This is a genomic window from Curtobacterium sp. MCBD17_019 (assembly GCF_003234555.1).
Taxonomy (GTDB): Bacteria; Actinomycetota; Actinomycetes; order Actinomycetales; family Microbacteriaceae; genus Curtobacterium.
In genome coordinates this window covers 179827-196387 of sequence record NZ_QKTT01000005.1, presented here as the reverse complement: position 1 = coordinate 196387, position 16561 = coordinate 179827, and the positions used below count along the sequence as shown (strand labels likewise).

General features: G+C 73.4%; 13 protein-coding genes. 6 read left to right on the top strand and 7 right to left on the bottom strand.

The features are described 5' to 3' along the window. The first annotated feature begins 5 nt into the window (after positions 1-5). Both DEI82_RS07085 and DEI82_RS07080 read left to right on the top strand, forming a co-directional pair. A complete protein-coding gene (locus tag DEI82_RS07085; RefSeq protein WP_111012934.1) occupies positions 6-221 on the top strand; it encodes a hypothetical protein in 216 nt (71 codons plus the stop codon). A gap of 30 nt (positions 222-251) precedes the next feature. Next, positions 252-668 carry a hypothetical protein gene (locus DEI82_RS07080; protein WP_111010561.1) on the top strand — a complete coding sequence of 139 codons (417 nt, stop codon included), beginning with the start codon at positions 252-254 and terminating at the stop codon, positions 666-668. Between the two features lie 171 nt (positions 669-839). On the opposite strand, the gene DEI82_RS07075 is transcribed toward DEI82_RS07080, so the two are convergent. The 5 genes from DEI82_RS07075 to DEI82_RS07055 form a co-directional block, all read right to left on the bottom strand. Then, complete coding sequence (locus tag DEI82_RS07075; RefSeq protein ID WP_111012936.1) at positions 840-1838, bottom strand: ABC transporter permease; 999 nt, start codon at positions 1836-1838, stop codon at positions 840-842. Then, positions 1835-2776 (bottom strand): ABC transporter permease, encoded by a 942-nt coding sequence (locus tag DEI82_RS07070; protein WP_111010563.1) that lies wholly within the window; start codon positions 2774-2776, stop codon positions 1835-1837. The genes DEI82_RS07075 and DEI82_RS07070 overlap by 4 nt, the downstream gene beginning before the upstream one ends. After that, positions 2773-4509, bottom strand: coding sequence for an ABC transporter ATP-binding protein (locus DEI82_RS07065; protein WP_111036308.1), 1737 nt, complete (start codon positions 4507-4509; stop codon positions 2773-2775). Before DEI82_RS07065 ends, DEI82_RS07070 begins: the two co-directional genes overlap by 4 nt. Continuing rightward, on the bottom strand, positions 4506-6170 hold the full coding sequence (locus DEI82_RS07060; protein ID WP_111036307.1) for an ABC transporter substrate-binding protein: 1665 nt from the start codon (positions 6168-6170) through the stop codon (positions 4506-4508). Before DEI82_RS07060 ends, DEI82_RS07065 begins: the two co-directional genes overlap by 4 nt. A 93-nt stretch (positions 6171-6263) precedes the next feature. Beyond that, positions 6264-7799 carry a hypothetical protein gene (locus DEI82_RS07055; protein ID WP_111036306.1) on the bottom strand — a complete coding sequence of 512 codons (1536 nt, stop codon included), beginning with the start codon at positions 7797-7799 and terminating at the stop codon, positions 6264-6266. A gap of 277 nt (positions 7800-8076) precedes the next feature. On the opposite strand from DEI82_RS07055, the gene DEI82_RS07050 reads away from it, so the two are divergent. From DEI82_RS07050 to DEI82_RS07035, 4 genes are all read left to right on the top strand, one after another. Beyond that, complete coding sequence (locus DEI82_RS07050) at positions 8077-9780, top strand: bifunctional 3'-5' exonuclease/DNA polymerase (protein WP_111036305.1); 1704 nt, start codon at positions 8077-8079, stop codon at positions 9778-9780. Positions 9781-9984: 204 nt separating this feature from the next. Then, entirely contained in the window at positions 9985-10965 is a 981-nt protein-coding gene (locus tag DEI82_RS07045) for a hypothetical protein (protein WP_146242855.1), read from the top strand. Positions 10966-11072: 107 nt separating this feature from the next. Next, entirely contained in the window at positions 11073-11837 is a 765-nt protein-coding gene (locus DEI82_RS07040) for a hypothetical protein (protein WP_111036303.1), read from the top strand. 11 nt (positions 11838-11848) lie between these two features. Next, positions 11849-13513 carry a serine/threonine-protein kinase gene (locus tag DEI82_RS07035; RefSeq protein ID WP_111036302.1) on the top strand — a complete coding sequence of 555 codons (1665 nt, stop codon included), beginning with the start codon at positions 11849-11851 and terminating at the stop codon, positions 13511-13513. A 69-nt stretch (positions 13514-13582) separates the two neighbouring features. Here the strand turns inward: DEI82_RS07035 and DEI82_RS07030 are convergent, their stop codons facing one another. Beyond that, on the bottom strand, positions 13583-15175 hold the full coding sequence (locus DEI82_RS07030) for a hypothetical protein (RefSeq protein ID WP_111036301.1): 1593 nt from the start codon (positions 15173-15175) through the stop codon (positions 13583-13585). A 160-nt stretch (positions 15176-15335) separates the two neighbouring features. Continuing rightward, positions 15336-16529, bottom strand: coding sequence for an FAD-dependent monooxygenase (locus DEI82_RS07025; RefSeq protein ID WP_111036300.1), 1194 nt, complete (start codon positions 16527-16529; stop codon positions 15336-15338). Positions 16530-16561 lie beyond the last annotated feature (32 nt).

Below are 16561 nucleotides of genomic sequence, written 5' to 3'. Positions count from 1 at the left end.
CTCGTATGACGGATGCTCGCGATCCCCTCGAGACGACCGACGACGGCGTGGACATGACGTTCTCGGAGCGGCGCCACGACGAGCTCACCCGGGCTTCGGGGTCGACCGAGGCGGATGCGGCCCCGCGGATCACCACCGAGGACCGTGGCGACGGCATGACCCGGATCGACGTCGCCGACACCGCCGCGGTGCGACCGGGTGGCGTCGACACGGAGGACTGAGGGCACGGCCCGGGAGACGGAGGGTACGGCATGTGGCGACTGCTGTGGACACTGACCCGTTGGGTGGCGCTCCTGGGGCTGGTCATGGCCGTCGGTGCCGCGCTCTGGTTCAACAGGACTCCGTGGGCGATGGTGCTCTTCGACCTGGGGGCTCTGATCTGCGCGGTGGCGGGCATCGGTCAGTCCGTTCTCCGCAGTCGCCGGTGGTTGTCGCGGTACGACGTCCAGCCGGCGGCGCGCTCAGACCGGTCGAACACGCGGGCGCTCGTGCTCCGGGGTGCCGCGATGCTCCTGGCGGTGGTCGGCGTCGTCCTCGTCGTCGGGACCGTTCATGCCGTCGACGCCCGGACGTACGACGGGGGAACGGACGCGCTCGGCTTCTTCTTCGCGGTCGTCGTGTTCGTGACGAGCGCCTGGTTCTGGTCGGGTGCGCGGGTGCGACGATGAGGAGACCGGTGCGGAGCGACACGGTTGGCCGAGGTCACGGCACACGGCGGACCGGCTGATCTGGTCGCGTTGCCCGTGTCGGCCCTCGGTCACCTGGTTCAGATCGGACCGTGCCTCGGGGAAGTCCGACGGCGGAGGAACCGGGACCCGGGTGGGGCGCGCCGCTCGACCTCAGCGCCCCGTCCGCACCCGCGGATCCACGACCCCGTACACCAGGTCGACGATGACGTTCGCGGTGACGACCAGGAACGCCGCGAACAGCGTGAACCCGACGACGACCTGCAGGTCCAGCGAGTGCACCGCGTCGATGAGCAGTGCGCCGAGCCCCTGCATCGAGAACACCTTCTCGGTGATCACCGCACCGCCGAGCAGGGTGCCGAGGTCGAGCCCGAACAGGGTCACGACGGGCAGGATCGCGGTGCGGAGCCCGTGCCGGACGACGACCTGCGACTCGCTCAGGCCCTTGGCGCGGGCGGTGCGGATGTGGTCCTGGCCCATCACCTCGAGCATCTCGCCGCGGGTCAGTCGGGCGTAGATCGCGGCGCTGATGAACGCGAGCACGCACCAGGGCAGGAGCAGGTGCAGGAACCACTGCACGGGGTCGTCGGTGAACGCGACGTAGCCGCCGGTCGGCAGGATCCGGAGCACGAACCCGAACAGGAGGATCGCCAACAGTCCCACGAGGTACGCCGGCGCCGAGACCCCACCGACGGCGATCGTCATGACCGCCCGGTCGAGCACCGATCCACGTCGGAGCGCGGACACGGTGCCGCCGGCGACACCCGCGACGAGCCACAGCACGGCGGCGCCGATCGCGATGGAGGCCGTGACCGGCAGGCGGGACAGGATCAGCGTCGTGACACTCTGGTGGAGCTGGAACGAGTACCCGAAGCACGGTGCGCCGCAGACCACGGCGGTCGAGCCGCTGCCGAAGTGCCGCCCGACGAAGATGCCCGACAGGTAGTCGAGGAACTGCTGCCACCAGGGCAGGTCGGTGCCGATGAACGCCTTGACCTGCGCCAGGCGGTCGGGCGTGCAGGGCTTGTCGCACATCGCGCGGGCGGCGTTCGTCGGCAGCAGGGTGAACAGCGCGTAGGTGACCGCGGCCACGACGAACAACACCACGATCGCGCCGAGGACGCGGAACAGCACGAAGCGCCAGGTCCTCATCGCGACACCTCCGTCCGGCGCGGGTCGAGGGCGTCGCGGAGGGCGTCCCCGAGCAGGTTGAACGCGAGCGTGATGACGAACAGGGCGGCTCCGGGGAACACGAGGTACATGGGGTCGGTCTGCACCCACCCCACGGCGTCGCCGATGGTGCGGCCCCAGGACGGCGTCGGGGGCGTCACCCCGACGCTGAGGAACGACAGCGCGGCCTCGGCCCCGATCATGCTCGGGATCGAGATCGTCGCGTAGACGGTGATCGTCGCGGCGAGGTTCGGCAGGAGCTGGCGGATGATGACGTGCCAGGAACCGGCGCCCATCGCGGTCGACGCGACGACGAAGTTCCGCTGCCGCAGGGACAGTGTCTGCCCGCGGATCACCCGGGCGACGGCCGGCCAGCCGAAGAACCCGATGACGAGCACGACGAGCACGGGGGCGGGGAACCGGTTCGGCACGATGGCGGTCAGCGCGATCATGAACACGAGCGACGGGAACCCGAACATGACGTCGACGACCCGGCTCATCCCGCGGTCGTACCAGCCGCCGAAGAACCCGGTGGTGACGCCGACGAGCACGCCGAGCACCATCGACAGGATCGTCGCGGCGATCCCGACCCCGAGCGAGGTCCGGGCGCCGTAGGTGACGATCGCGAACAGGTCGCGGCCGGTCAGCGGCTCGACGCCGAACCAGTGCGCGGCACTGATCCCGCCGCCCGTGCCCTTCGGTGCGCCGAACCCGGTGAGCGTCCCGAGGTGGTACCGGTACGGGTCCTGCCCGCTGAGCCCGGCGATGAGCGGTGCGCCGATCGCGACGAGCGCGAACACGACGATGACGATCGCGCTGGCGAGTGCCCAGCGGTCCCGGCCGACGCGGCGGGCGACGGCGCGGAACCCGGTGGCGGCGGGCGTGGGGGCGACGGGGCGGTCGACGACGTTCGCGGTCATGCGCGGGCCTCCTCGGTCGTGCCACCGGCGGCGACGAGCCGGCGCCAGGTGGACCGCCGCTCGGCCTGGCGGACCGGGTCCGCGACGGGGGCGGCGGCGAGCAGCATGCGTGTGTACGGGTCCTGCGGGTCCTCGAGGACCTCGGCCGCCGTGCCGCGCTCGACGACGTGGCCGCGGCGGAGCACGACGACCTCGTCGGCGAGCTGCCGGACGACGGCCAGGTCGTGGCTGATGAGCAGGCACGCGAACCCGAGTTCCGCCTGCAGCGTCGCGAGCAGGTCGAGCACGGTGCGCTGCACGGTGACGTCGAGCGCGCTCGTCGGTTCGTCGGCGATCAGGAGGACCGGGTGCAGGGCGAGCGCGCGCGCCACCGCCACGCGCTGCCGCTGCCCGCCGGAGAGCTGGTGCGGGAACCGGTCGGCGTACGCGGGGTCGAGCCGCACGGCCTCGAGCAGCTCGCGGACCCGGGCCCGGCGGGCGGTCTCGCCGAGGTCGGTGTGCAGGCGCAGCGGCTCGGCGATGCTCCACCCGATCGTCGCGCGGGGGTTGAGCGAGGACGCAGGGTCCTGGAACACGTACCCGACGCGGCTGCGGACCGCGCGGAGCCGCCGCCGCCGCGCGCGCCGGAGATCCGTGCCGGAGACCTCGACGGTCCCGGACGACACCGGGACGAGGCCGGCGAGCGCCCGCCCGATCGTCGACTTGCCCGAGCCGGACTCGCCGACGAGCCCGAGGACCTCGCCCGCGCGGATCGCGAGGTCGATGTCGGCGACGGCGGGTGTCGCGCGCCGTCCGCCGTACGTGATGGCGACGTCGGTCAGGCGGGCCACGACCTCCCGGTCCATGGACCCGGCCGTGGATCTCGGTCCGGACGACGACGTGCCGGTGGTGGGCCGCGCCTCCGCGTCCGGCCGGGAGGCCCGGCTCGGCCCACCGAGTACGGGGACCGCGGCCAGGAGCTCGCGGGTGTAGGCGGCGTGCGGCGCCGCGAACAGGTCGGCGGCCGACTGCGCCTCGACCGCCCGCCCGGCCCGCATGACGAGGACGTCGTCCGCGACGTCGGCGACCACGCCCATGTCGTGGGTGATGAGGAGCACGGCGAGGTCACGCTCGCGACACAGGCGGCGGAGCAGGTCGAGGATCCCGGCCTGCACGGTGACGTCGAGTGCGGTCGTCGGCTCGTCGGCGATGAGCGCGACCGGGTCGGCCGCCAGCGCCATCGCGATCATCGCGCGCTGGAGCTGCCCGCCGGACAGCTCATGGGGGTAGGCGCGTCGGACCCGGGCGGGGTCGGCGATGCCGGCGGCGGTGAGCAGCGCCTCCGTCCGGGCGACGACGTCAGCGCCGGACCGGTGCGCACGGACGGCCTCGGCGATCTGCGTGCCGATCGACAGCACGGGCGTGAACGACCCCATGGGCTCCTGGAACACGGTGCCGATGCCCGCACCGCGCACACTGCGGAGGACGTCCGCGTCCGCCCCGACGAGCTCGACGGGCTCCGCGTCGGGCGTGCGCCGGAAGCGGATGCTCCCCGACACCGCGGCGGTCGACGGCAGGAGCCCGAGGACGCTCATCGCCGAGACGGACTTGCCCGAACCGGACTCGCCGACGAGCGCCAGGACCCGGCCGGGGTGGAGGGCGAACGTGATGTCGTCGACGACGGGGGCACCGCCGCCGAAGGCGACACGGAGCCCCCGGACGTCGAGGACGGGCGCGGTGCGGTCCTCGCTCACTTGGCGAGCGTGACCTTGAGGTAGTTCGGGTACGCGGGGAAGTCCGGCACGAAGAAGTGCTGGACGTCCGAGCCGCGGAGGAACGACTGCTTCGCGTAGGTCAGCGGCACGATCGGCGCGTCCTGCATGACGCGACGGTCGACCTGGGCCCACAGCGCGTTCGCCTTCGAGCGGTTCACCGTCGCCGTCGCCTTCGTGATGAGGGCGTCGACGTCGCTGTTGCTGTAGTGCGACACGTTGTTCCCGCCGTTCCCGATCTGGGACGAGGCGAACAGCGGCTGGATGTTCGCGTTCGCGCTCGGGAAGTCCGGCTGCCAGCCGTACAGGACGAGGTCGTACGACGAGTCGTTCGTGGCGTCGGTGTAGAAGCTGTCGACGTCCTCGGGCTTGAGCGTCACCGCGATGCCCGCGCGCTTGAGCCCCTGCTGGAGCGCCTGCGCCTGGGCGAGGTACGACGGGTCGTTCTGCGTCAGGAGCGTGAAGTGCAGGTCCTTCTGGCCCGCCGCCTTGAGCAGCGCCTTCGCCTTCTTCACGTTCCCGGACGCCGGTGCCTTGTACAGGTCGTACGACGTACGGCCCGCGATGCCCGGTGTGATGAGCGTCGACGCGTACGTGCCCGCCTGGGCGCCACCGGCGGCGATCCGGAAGGCGCGCTTGTCGGTCGCGTACTCCAGGGCCTTGCGCACCTGGAGGTCCTTCAGTGCGCCACGCTGCGTGTTCATGGCGAGGTACGTGATCGGGCCGGCCTTCGACGTGGCGACGCGCGACGCGGCGGACGGGTTCTGGCGGACCTGGTTGAGCTCGGCGGCCCCGAGGTAGGTGGCGGCGAACGAGTCCTTCGCGTCACCCGAGTCGGCGATGAGGCTCTGGGTCACGGTCGACTCGTCCTGGCTCTCCTCGAACACGATCTTCGCGGGGCCCGCGGTGCGCACCGTGTCCGTCCCGGCGCTCCAGTGCTTGTTCCGCACGAGGGTCAGCTGGGAGCCCTGCTGGTTCGACTGCACCTGGTAGGGGCCCGACGCGACCGGCTTCGCGTCGTACGTGTTCGGGTCGCCCTTGCCCTGCGGCACGGGCGCGAACGCGGGCATCGACGCGATCCACGGCCAGTCGCCGTAGGCCGCATCGAGGTGGAACACGATCGTGCGGTCGTCGGGCGTCGCGATGCTGTCGAGCTGCTTGCCGTCGAACGGACCCTGGTAGCTCGAGCCGCCGACGAGCAGCGACTTGTGGTAGCTCAGGCCACCGGTGAGGGTCGGCGCGAAGGAGCGCTCGACGCCGTACTTGATGTCCTGGCTGGTGATCGGGGTGCCGTCCTGGAACTCGATCCCCTTCTTCAGGTGGTAGGTCCAGGTCTTCCCGCCGTCGCTCGGCGTGCCCGTGGTCGTGGCGAGGTCCGGCACGACCTTCGCGGTCTTCCCCGGCCGGATGTCCCACGTGGTGAGGCGTCGGACGACCAGGCCGAGCGTCGTCGTCGACAGGTTCTGGCTCGTCGCGGGATCGAGGTGCACCGCCGTCGCGGTGGTCAGGATGTGGAGCGTCCCGCCCTTCGTGCTGCTGGCGGCGCTCGCCGGCGCGGTCCCCGTGGCGCCGGAGTACCCGGTGAGTGCGAGTGCGAGTGCCGCGGTGGCGGCGACGACGGTGGCGGTTCTCAGGTGGTGCATGGGGTTCCCTCGGTGCGTTCGCGGACGTTCCTGGAACCCAGCCTGGACCGCGCCCATTCCCGCGCCACTCGAGAATGACGAATTGTGTCCGGTTCAGGCGGACGCCCCGGTCACGGAGAACGCGACGGAGTCGTTCGAGTCGTCGCGCAGTCCCACACCCGGTGCGATGGCCGGGTCCGCACCGGTGAGGACACGCGTGTAGTCGTCGGTTCTGGAGTTGTTCCCGCCGTAGTGCCACCGCCACACCTCGCCGGTCGTCGTGACCCCCACGACCGCGAACCGGTTGTGCGCCTCCGCGTCCGCGGCGAGATGCGTGAAGCGGCCGGTCGCCGCCGGGAAGACGGGCGTACTCGACCAGGTCGAGTACGCCCGGCCGTCCGTCCCGACCCAGACGGGAACGTGGTCGTTGGCGTCGGAGCGGATCCCGACCACCGGTGTGACCGTGGGGTCGGCGCCGGTGGCGACGCGGTCGATGAGGGTCGGCGCGCTGCTGCGGTAGCCGAGGCGCCACACCTCGCCGGTGGACGTCACGGCGACGAACGCGTAGTGGTTGGCCAGCGTGCTGGTCGCCGACGCGCCCACGAACCGCGCCGTCGTCGGGAAGGGAGTCGCGTCTGCAGTACTGCGGGAGTGGAGGACGCCGTCCCGGGTCACGAAGACCTGCGAGGAGTCCTTGCTGACGGATCTGATCGCCGACACCGGCGGGATCGTCGGATCCGCGTCCGACGCGACCTGCGCCACGCTGGAGGACGTGTTGCCGTAGAAGTACCGCCAGACGGCACCGGCAGACGTCACCGCGACGACGCAGTACAGGTTGTCCGCAGTACTCGTCGCGGTCAGGTGCGTGAACGGTCCCGGTACCCCGGGGAACAGCGGTGAGCCATTGTCGTTCAAAGCCACGCCTCCCTTCACGTAGTGGGTGAAGCTGTCGTTCGAGTTCCCCCGGAGGGCGATCGCCGGCGCGATCGACGGATCGGCACCGGTGGCGACCCGTCGCACCGTGTTCGTCCCCGAGTAGTAACTCCACACCTCGCCGGCCGAGGTCACGCCAGCGACGCCGTACCGGTTGTTCGACGTGCTGTTCGAGGCGAGTGCGGTGAACGCGCCGGTCGCCGCCGGGAACCGGACCGCGGCCTCCTGGTGGAGCACACCCTGATGGAGGACGCTGATCGTGGCGGTGGCAGTCCCCGCACCGGTCACGGTCGCAGTGAGCGTCACCGTGCCGTTGGTCGTGCCCGCGGTGAGACCGGCGGCAGTCGCCTGGCCTGCGGCGTCGGTGGTGACCGTGATCGTGGTGGTCCCCGGGGGGCCGAAGGAGGCGGGTCCGGAGACCGTGAGGACGACGGTCTCGTTCGGCAACGGAACTCCGCTGCCGGAGCGGACGGTCGCGGTCCCGTCGGCGAGCGAGGAACCCGGTGCGCGAGGCGCGGAATCGGCGAACGAGACCGTGATGGTGGCGCTGTCACTGGCCGCATGTGCAGGGGTCGCGGTGGCGATGGCGATCGCGGGAACGCTCCACGCCCCCGCGAGGACGATCGAGCGACGGCTGGGACTCCCTAATCGATCCTCCGACGCCGTCGCCGGCGAGAGGGTGCGGGGTTGCTGCTGGACGGGTCGGTCATCGCTCATGTGGATCGGTGCTCCAGTTCGGTCGGAGGGGGTCGGGAAGCGTCCGGGCATGGTCACATCCGGTCCTCACCCCGTCCGCGTCGGGCCCGGGGGTCGGGGCATCGGCGGCTGGACCTTCACCCGATGTGTCGCCCGTCGTCGCTCCACCGCCACGCCCTGCACGACCCCGCCGTCGTGCGTACGGTGCTCGCGGACGGCGCCCTCCGGAAGTACCTCGTCGGAACCGAGGAGGGCTGACCGTGCCGGCCGTGCCGGTGGTCCCGGGCATGATCGACGGGTGCACATCGTCCTGAACCGCGTCGACGGCGGCGCGCTCGCGACCGTCCTGTCGGACGCGGGGACCGCCCAGGGCGCGCCGGTGCACGTGGCCGCCGCGGGCCTCCCGGCCTGGATCGCGGCACACGAAGCGCCGGGCGTGCGGTGGGTGTGGGACGACACGGCCCGCTGGTACCCGCAGGTGCTCGCGGCGGGCGGCCGTGTCGCGCGGTGCGTCGACCTGCGGCTGTGCCACCGGATCCTGCGCACCGCGGTCGCGACCGCGGGCTCGCCGCTCGCGACGGCGCCGGACGGCCCGTGGGACGACCCGGGGCAGGCCACCCCCGCACCGCGCGCGGACGCCCTGTTCGACGACTCGATCTTCGCGTCGGGGCCGTCGTCCACCGGACGGATCGCTGCAGATCCGGTGTCCGGCGCCGATCCCGTCGCCGAGTTCCGCGCGCAACAGGAGGCCGTGGCCGGGTCCCGGGATCCGGGTGCGCTCCGGCTGTTGCTCGCGGCCGAGTCGGCCGGGGCACTCGTCGCCGCGGAGATGCGCTTCGGGGGCTTGCCGTGGCGGGTCGACGTGCACGAGCGGATCCTCGAGGACGTGCTCGGCCCCCGCGTGCCGTACGGCGTCCGGCCGCAGCGGCTCGAGGACCTCGCCGCCGTGCTGCGGGAACGGCTCGACGACCCGGCGCTCAACCCCGACTCGCCCACGGACGTCCTCCGCTCACTCCGCCGGGCCGGGCTCGTCGTCGAGTCCACGCGCAAGTGGGAGCTCGCGCGCCACGACCACCCGGCGATCGAACCGCTGCTCGACTACAAGCGGCGCTCCCGGTTGCTCACCGCGAACGGCTGGACGTGGCTCGACGAGTGGATCGAGGACGGCCGGTTCCACCCGGAGTACGTCGTCGGCGGTGTCGTCTCCGGACGGTGGGCGGCCAGCGGCGGCGGAGCCCTGCAGCTGCCGAAGCAGATCCGGGCCGCGGTCGTCCCCGACCCCGGCTGGAAACTCGTCGTCGCGGACGCGGCGCAGCTCGAACCCCGTGTCCTCGCCGCGCTCGCGCAGGACCGTGCGATGGCGGAGGCCGGGCGGGGCCGCGACCTGTACGACGGCGTGGTCGCCTCGGGTGCGGTCGAGACCCGGCAGCAGGCCAAGGGCGCGATGCTCGGCGCGATGTACGGCGCCACCCAGGGCGAGGGCGGACGGCTCGTGCCCCGGCTGGCGCGGGCGTACCCGAAGGCGCTCGCGCTCGTCGAGGCAGCGGCCCGGGCGGGCGAGCGGGGCGAGGTCGTCACGTCGCGGCTCGGGCGGACCTCGCCGGCACCGTCCCCCGACCAGCTGGCCGCCCAGGCCCACGCGTTCTCGGCCGAGGGTTCACCGGCACTCGAACGGGCGGCGCGGAGTCGTGGGCGGAGCTGGGGTCGGTTCACCCGGAACTTCGTCGTGCAGGCGAGCGCCGCCGAGTGGGCGCTGTCGTGGCTCGCCGGACTCCGCACGCGCTTGATGGCCGAGTGGCCCGGACCGGTCACCGCCGGCCCGCACCTGGTGTTCTTCCTGCACGACGAGATCATGGTGCACACGCCCGAAGGCGACGCCGACCGTGTCGTCGAGCACGTCCGGGCCGCGGCCGCCGATGCCGGGCGCCTGTTGTTCGGGGACTTCCCCGTCGAGTTCCCGCTGCAGGTCGCGGTGGCCGACGACTACGCGTCGGCCAAGTAGGCGGCGCGACACTCGTCGGGGAGGGTGAGGCGCTCCCCGGCCATCACCCGACGTCGGCTGACACGGCGAGTGACCGAGATCCGGTGGATCCCCGTCGACGTGGGGATCCACCGCGGACCCGGTCGTCCTCGGCGCCCTGTGCACCTACCGTTCCGATCACCTCCGGCACGGGCCGGAGTCCGACGACGAGAGGTGGACGACCGGATGAGCGACGACGACGAGCGGCGGGCGGGCCCCGACGGGCGCCCGCAGACGATCGCACGCCGCACGCTGGTGGGTGCAGCGGCATGGAGCATCCCGGCCATCGCGCTGAGCGCGACCACGCCCGCAGCGGCGGCGAGTGCTGGAGCGAGCCTCCACGTGGTGTTCGACGAGCCCGACCAACGGCCGACGGGCGGTGATCTGTCGGACGGCCGCGCGGTGCTCGTCGGCGCGGACGGGAAGCCCGTGGCTGGCGAGACGATCGTCCTCCGGGTCTCCGGGCCCGCCTTCTTCGGCGCGCCCGGGGTGACGCAGCGCACGGTGACGACGGACGCCTCGGGGACCGCACGGGCGACCGACCTGACGGCGGGGACGGCAGCCGGGACCGTGACGCTCACCGCGACCGTGAGCGGCATCGCCCCGGCGAGTGCCACCCGGACGGTGGTCCCGGCCTTCGACATCGCCGTGGTCAGTGCCGGCGGACCGACATGGCCGTTCCTGCAGGGCCCCGGCACGACGATCAGCGGGCAACCCGCGTACCGGGTGAACGGCACCTACACGTTCCGCAGCGTGATCCGGAACGCGGGCAGCGTGCCACTGCCCGCGGGGTCCCTGCTCACGTACACGTTCGGCACGATCTCGATCGGCGGCGCCACCATCGTGTCGGCCATCGAACTGGTCGGCGTCGGCGCGGACGGTGCTGCGATCGGGTTGACGACCGGCAACGTCGTCCCGACGGGTCCTGCGACCTTCCCGGACGGGACGGACGGCATCAAGCGCGAGTACCGCGTCGACGCACCGATCCCCGCGGGGGCGAGCTTCACCCTCGAGCACTCGGCGCACATCCCGAACCGGGCCCTGCCGTTGCGGACCACCAACGGGCAGGTGCTCGTCGAGGCCGCTGGGGTCGGGGCGCCGGGCAGCGACCCCGATGCCGGGAACGGCCGGGCGTACGGGCCGCTCTTCGCCACCTACGTCATCTGAGGCCGACGCCCGCGGAGCTTCACGAGGCTGATCCGATCCCGTCACGCCGGAACTGCGTCCCGCTGCCCGCTGTGGGCGCGTGCGGGGAGCGCTGGCATCGTGGGCACATGCACACCGAGGACGCCAGCCGAGTACCGTTCGCCGCCGCCGCGGCCGGCGCGCTCGCCGCAGCGGGCACCGTTGCCGTCCGAGCGGTGCGTCGCGGCCGCCCGGTCCACCCGCACGGGGTCGCACTGCGGGGGCGGATCGACTGGTACCGACGTTCGGAGCCCAGTGGCATCGGGTGGATCGACGACGGCGCTGCCGATGGCCAGGTCGTCGAGGCACGGTTGTCGCGGGGGATCGGCCTGCCGGCGGTGCTGCCCGACATCTGGGGCCTCGCTGTCCGCGCCACCACCCCGGGCGGGCCCGCAGACCTCCTGCTCGCGGCCACCGGGCTCGGGCTGCCGGATCGCTGGATGCTCCGCCCTGCCCGCACCCCCGACGGTCTCCGCTTCACGTCCCTGGTGCCGTACCGCGGCGCGCTCGGCCCCGTGCTCGTCGCCGCACGTGCGCTGCCCGGACCGACGCTGCCGTCCGATCCGAGCGCCAGCGCAGCCGTGCTCGACGAGGGCTCGTGGGTCCTCCAGCTCCTGCACGCGGAACCCCTCGGCGTGTGGCACCCCTTCGCGCGACTGGTGCTCGCCCGCGACGCCGGCACGACGGACACGGACACCGGCACGCGGTTCGACCCGATGCTGCGACCGCTCCCGGGGAGTGGGACCTACCCGTGGACCCGCGCCCTCCGTGAACCCTCCTACGCCGTCGCACGCGAGGGCCTGGCCGGCAGTGCTTCCGTCCCGCTCGGAACCACGCGGCCCCTGCCTCGGTAGCGTTGGGCAGCATGAGCGACGACGGACGTGCCCCACGGACCATCGGCGGCCGCTACCAGGTGCTCGGGACGCTCGGCCACGGCGGCATGGCGACCGTGTACCGCGCGCTCGACGAGCAGCTCGGCCGCGAGGTCGCCGTCAAGGTGTTCCGCACCGGGCCCGTCGACCACGGTGAGCGCAGCCGGGCCGAAGCCGAGATCCGCGTCCTCGCGAGCCTCCGGCACCCCTCGCTCGTCACCCTGTACGACGCGGCGATCGCCGACGGCGACGGTGAGTCGTTCCTCGTCATGGAACTGGTGCCGGGCACCGACCTGGCCACCCGCATGCGCGACGGTGCGCTCCCGCGGGGCGTCGTCGCGCACATCGGCGCGCAGGTGGCCGACGCGCTCGCCGCCGTCCACGCGCAGGGCATCGTCCACCGCGACGTCAAGCCCGCGAACGTCCTGATCGAGGACGACGCGACAGCACCGGGCGGCCTCCGGGTGAAGCTCGCGGACTTCGGCATCGCCCTGCTCCGCGACGCCGCCCGGCTGACCGGGACCGGCATGGTCATGGGCACGGCCGCGTACCTGGCTCCCGAGCAGGTGACGAACCAGGAGCTCACCGGCGAGGCGGACGTGTACGCGCTCGGGCTGCTGCTGCTCGAGGCACTCACCGGACGGCAGGCGTTCCCGGGCGGCGTCATGGAGTCCGCCACCGCGCGACTGACCCGGGCCCCCGAGATCGATCCGTCGCTGCCCGTCGCGTGGCGCACCCTGCTCCACACCATGAGCGCGATGGCGCCGGAGGACCGGCCGACCGCCGCCGAGGCCGCCGCCCGACTCCGCGCCCTGGGCCGCGACGTCGACACGGCCGCCGCGCCGACTGCCCTGCTCGATCGACCGGGAGGTCCGGGGCGCGCCGCCGCCGCAGCCGGTGCGGCTGCCGGGGTGGCCGGTGCCGCGGTCGGCGCCGTGGGCGCGGACGCTGCGCACGCGGACCGTCCGACGGCCGCGATGGACGCGCCGACGCGGGCGATGCCCACCGGAGACGCGCCGACGCGCTTGCTCACCGGCACCCAGGGCGGCGGGGCCGACGCCCCGACCGCCGTGCTCGGTGGCGGCGTGGCTGGTGCCGACGGTGGGGGTGGAGGCGGCGCCAGGGCCGGCGGGGCCGGCGGGGCCGGCGCGGGATCCGGTGGACGTGGCGCGGGATCCGGCGGTGGTGGTGCCGGGCCGGGCGGACCGGGCCCGTCGGGCTCGGGAGCCGAGCGCGCGCGGCGCCGCCGGACCGCGTGGATCGTCGTCGCGGTCGTCGCCGCGCTCGTCGTCATCGGCGTCCTCGTCGCGCTCGCCGTCCGGTCGCGGGGTCCGGCGACCCCGGAGCCGACCGGGACCGCGACGACCATGACGTCCGGGCCGGTGACGTCGCCCCTGCCGTCCCAGGCCCCGAGCAGCGGTCCGAGTGAGCCGGCCCAGCCGACCCAGCCGGCCCAGACCGCCGAGCCCGCGCCGCAGCCGTCCGTCACCACGACGACCGTGCCGCAGCCCGAGCCGACCGTGCCCGTGGCGACGCCGACCACTGCCGCCGGCACCGTGAAGCAGCACCCCGGGAAGGGCGTCGGCAACGTCGTGGAGGACGCTGCGGACGGGCACGGGAACGGGCACGGGAACGCGACCGGCAACGGCAAGCGCTGACTGGCGGCCCCGGGGCGCACAGCTGCACGATGCGACGCCCGTCACGCCACCGGTGGCGTCCGGGTCGGATCATCGACCGCGAGCGGATGCGTGCTCGTGGTCACGGTGGAACCGCATCACGCTCGTGGCACCGCCGCGGTCGGGCACGTCGATCCGGTACCCGGTCGACGTCAGGGCGGCGACGACCCGTGACCGCCACGCCCGGTCCTCGCGGGTGGTGACCACCCAGACCGTGCCGTGGGCGCGGGCACACCGGAGTACCTGCGACAGGGGCCGCCGACTCGGGAACAGCGTGTCGCGCGTGTCGGCGGAGCGCCCGGCTCTGCAGTCGACCGCGCCGGGGAACGAACGCGGGTAGAGCAGGGGGATGACGTCGAGGGTCGAGTCCGCGTCCCCCTCGACGTCGCCGTACAGCGCGGCGGTGGTCCTCGGCGCCGCACGCACCGCGCTCGATTCCCGGGCCACACGCGCCCAGTCGGTGTCCTTGCCCTCCTCGGTGCGCTGTCGCGCGTACGCCGGCGCCGCGAGGACCGCCGCGAGCACGAGGACCACGACGATCCGGCTCGGACGCCAGCCACGGATCGCCACGGCGGCGAGCAGCGCGACGGCCGGGCTGCAGAAGGCCAGGTACCGAGCCTGGTAGACGGGGGTCCAGACCACGGACACCGCGAGCAGCATGATCGTCGGGACCAGGAGCCACGCCACGAGCAGCGGGCCGGTCGTCGACCGCTCCCGCCAGCACCGCGCCAGGCCGAGACCCACCAGGAGCACGCCGAGGACCGCGAACGGCGGATCGGCGGAGAACCACTGTTCGACGACGATCTGCTTGACCGTGCCGAGGTCGGGGCGATGGAGCCAGGAGACCTGGCCCACCTGCGAGGCCGCCATCCGGACGAACGGGACGCACACCACCGCGGCCCCACCCGCGGCGCTCACGAAGCCGACGGCGAGGCGTCGGCTCGCGGTGCGGTCCGGGCAGCGGGTCGTCCACACCGCGACGGCGATCGCGTGCACGACCAGCATGAGCACGTCGTGCAGGAACACGACGACCGCGAGCACCGCCACGATGCCGTACACGGTCCAGAGCAGCGTCGTCCCTGGCCGTCGTCCGAGCGGGTCCTCCCCCTGCTCGCGCAGGAGGCGACCGGCCACCGTCACGAGCACCAGGGTGAGCAGGACCGAGACGAACGCGGAGGCGGCGCCCGACCGTCCGTCGGTGGCGGACAGCGTGACCCGCGGGAGGAGCACGAAGAACGCACCCGCGAGCAGCCCGGCGGATCGGCCGAGCACCACCCGTCCGAGGACCGTGACGAGCCCGGCGGTCGCACCGACGCAGAGCACCGACACGGCGCGAAGCGCGAGCGGCGAGTACCCGACGAGGTCGAACCAGCAGTGCATCGTCGCGTACCAGGCCAGATGCACGAGATCGACGGTCCGGGCCAGGGCGAACAGCTCCGACCACGACCGGGTCGCCGCGCTCACCGTCGCACCCTCGTCCCACGTCGCGGACGGCACCCAGCAGCCGGCTCCGGTGACGAGCGTCGCGATGGCGGCCACCACGAGGGCGTCCGACCAGGGGGACCCCGCCCCTGTCCACGCCCGCCGACGCTGGCCCACGACGTCGTCGACCGGCGGGGTCCGCGCCCGCATGGTGCTGCTCATCGCGGAAGGGTCACACGCGGGACGGGCCCACCTCGCGCTCGTCCCGGACCCTGTGGGGGTCACCGCGGGTCGAGGTCACCCCGGATGTCACCCGCTCCGGACGCCTGCACGGGGTGTCCCTCGCCCGGAGTGGCTGGCGGTCGGCGGCCAGTTCGCCACGCTAGGGCGCGTCGACGACGATCGGCGGCAGCGGTCGATCCGTCTCGGCGACCCGCGTGAGCCGCGCGGCGAGCGGGGCGAACAGGGGGCTGGTGAGCACGTGGTCGAGCCCCTCGCGGATCGCGAGTCCGAGCCGGCTCTGCGGATAGGCGAAGTACTGGATGCCGCGGGGCAGGTGTTGCACGTCGTCGACGAGCGGCCGCATCCACGACTCGTACGCCGCGAGCGCGTCGTCGAGTGTCCGGGTCTCCGGGTCGGACAGCGATGCCGCCAGCACGTACCCGCTCGTGAGGGCGAGCGAGGCGCCGCCGCCGCCCATCGGCGTGACACACCACGCCGCGTCGCCGGCCAGGCAGACCCGGCCGCGATGCCACGTCGGCATGCGGATCTGCGTCAGCTGGTCGACGTAGACGTCGTCGGAGGTGGCGAACCCGTCCAGCACGCGCCGCGCCTCCCAGCCGGCGTCGTCGTACCGGTCGCGGAGGTGGGCCATGACGGCGTCGCGGTCGAGTCCGGCGATGTCCTCGCCGCGGCCGTGCGCGAGGATCGCGCGCGTCGTGCCGTGGTTGTCGGGCCGGAGGTGGACCTGCCGCCCGCGCACCGCGTTGTACCAGCGCCAGCGGTCGTCGTCGGCGTCGGTGCGCGGGATCGTGCCGAACACCATCGTGACGCCGAGGTCGTCGCGACGCACGTCGTCGAAGAGCAGGTCGCGCGTGGTGGACCGCACGCCCTCGGCGATCACGAGCAGGTCGGCGTCGAGCGTCCGGCCCGACCTGGTCGTCACCCGCACGCTGTCCGCCAGGTCGTCGACGTGCTCGATCTGTTCCGCGTGGTGGAACGTGACGTCGGCAGGCAGGGAGTCGAGCACGACGCGCGCGAAGTCACCGCGTAGGACCTCGAGTTCCGCCGTCGCGCCGTCGGTCCCGTCGGACGGCAGCGTCGCACGGACGCTCCCGTCCCCGCGGACGAGCACGGTGGCCGTCTCGGTCGTGTTCTGCGCCTTCACCGCGTCGAACAGCCCCATGCGGTCGAGGACCTCCCGCGCGACGCCGCGGACGTCGACGTTCTGTCCGCCGTCGCGGAACTCCGGTGCCCGTTCCAGGACGGTGACCGCCCAGCCCGCCCGACGGAGCCAGTGGGCGACCGAGAGTCCTGCGATACTCGCTCCCGAGATCACTACGTGCCTGCGGTCCACGGCGTCCTCCTCCGTCGGCGCAGCCAACTGCC